Raw genomic sequence first — 1,945 nt, 5'->3', positions numbered from 1 at the left:
ACCGGGCTGCCCTCGTACAGACCCCGGCCCATGCCGGTCCACTGCGAACCCTGGCCCGCGAAGACCAGGCCCACCCGGGCCCCGGCCCGCGCCACACCCGACACCACGGAACCGGAGGAGACCCCGGCGGCCAGGCTCTGCAGACCCGGCATCAGCTCGTCGCGCCCGGCACCGAGCACGACGGCCCGGTGCTCGAACGACGACCGCGTGGTCGCCAGCGACCAGGCGAGGTCCGCCGGCTCCAGCTCCGGCCGCTGCGCGACCCACTCCCGCAGCCGGCCCGCCTGGGCCGTCAGACCGTCCGCCGAGCGGCCCGAGACCACCCAGGCGCCGGCCCCCGGCACCACCGGCGCCGTCTCCGGCACCGCGACCGCCTCGGCGGCCGGGGCCTCCTCCAGGATGACGTGCGCGTTGGTGCCGCTCATGCCGAACGCCGACACACCCGCACGCCGCACCCGGCCGTCGGCCGGCCAGGCCACCTGCTCGGTCAGCAGCCGCACCTCACCCGCCGCCCAGTCCACGTGCGAGGACGGCACCTCGGCGTGCAGCGTCTGCGGCAGCCGCTCGTGCTGCAGGGCGAGGATCATCTTGATCACGCCCGCCACACCGGCCGCCGCCTGGGTGTGCCCGATGTTGGACTTCACCGAGCCGAGGAACAGCGGACGGTCCTCCGGACGCTCCTGGCCGTAGGTGGCCAGCAGCGCCTGCGCCTCGATCGGGTCGCCCAGCGTGGTGCCCGTGCCGTGCGCCTCCACCACGTCCACGTCCGCGGCGGTCAGCCGCCCGCTGGCGAGAGCCGCCCGGATGACGCGCTGCTGGGACGGGCCGTTTGGGGCGGTCAGGCCGTTGGACGCACCGTCCTGGTTGACGGCCGAACCGCGCAGCACCGCGAGCACCGTGTGCCCGTTGCGGCGCGCGTCCGACAGCCGCTCGACCACGACCATGCCCGCGCCCTCGGCCCAGCCCGTGCCGTCGGCGTCCTCGGAGAACGCCCGGCACCGGCCGTCGGCCGCCAGACCCTGCTGCCGCGAGAAGTCGATGAACGTCCCCGGCGTCGCCATCACGGTGACACCGCCGGCCAGGGCGAGCGAGCACTCGCCCGACCGCACGGCCTGGGCGGCCAGGTGCAGGGCGACCAGCGAGGAGGAGCACGCGGTGTCGACCGTGACCGCCGGGCCCTCCAGGCCCAGCACGTACGACACCCGGCCCGACAGCACGCTCGTCGCGTTGCCGGTCATCACGTGGCCCTCGGCCCCGGAGTCACCCTGGCTCGCCAGCGTCACCCCGAAGCCGTAGCCCGAGGCGAACCCGCCGGCGAACACACCGGTCGCGGAGCCGCGCAGCGAGGCCGGGTCGATGCCCGCCCGCTCCAGCGCCTCCCAGGACGTCTCCAGCAGCTGCCGCTGCTGCGGGTCCATCGCCAGTGCCTCGCGCGGGCTGATCCCGAAGAACGCCGCGTCGAACTCCGCCGCGTCCCGCAGGAACGCGCCCGACTGGGTGTACGACGTCCCGGCGTTGCCGCGCTCCGGGTCGTAGAAGCCCTCCAGGTCCCAGCCGCGGTCGGTCGGGAACGCGCCCACGGCGTCGCCGCCCGAGGCCAGCAGCTGCCAGAACTCCTCGGGGGTGCGCGCACCCCCGGGGAAGCGGCAGGCCATGCCGACGATCGCCAGCGGCTCGTCCGCCGCGGTGGCCGCCACGGCGGCCACCGGAGCGGCGGCGTCCGCCACCTTGCCGGTCAGCTCGCCGCGCAGGAACTCGGCGAGGACGACCGGGGTGGGGTAGTCGAACACCAGTGTGGCGGGCAGCCGGATGCCGGTCGCCGCGTTGAGCCGGTTGCGCAGCTCGACGGCGGTCAGCGAGTCGAAGCCGAGGTCCTTGAACGCGCGCCGGTCCTCGACCGCGTCGGCCGAGGCGTGCCCCAGCACGACCGCGACCTCGGCCCGCA

At 75.7% G+C, this 1,945-nt stretch carries 1 protein-coding gene; it reads right to left on the bottom strand.

Features of this window, described 5'->3' with window-relative positions:
- On the bottom strand, window positions 1–1,945 hold a 1,945-nt coding region (locus tag ABZ885_RS40180; RefSeq protein ID WP_360200009.1), incomplete at both ends, for a beta-ketoacyl synthase N-terminal-like domain-containing protein.

Source organism: Kitasatospora sp. NPDC047058, assembly GCF_040643935.1.
GTDB lineage: Bacteria > Actinomycetota > Actinomycetes > Streptomycetales > Streptomycetaceae > Kitasatospora.
This window is presented reverse-complemented; position numbering and strand designations above follow the sequence as displayed.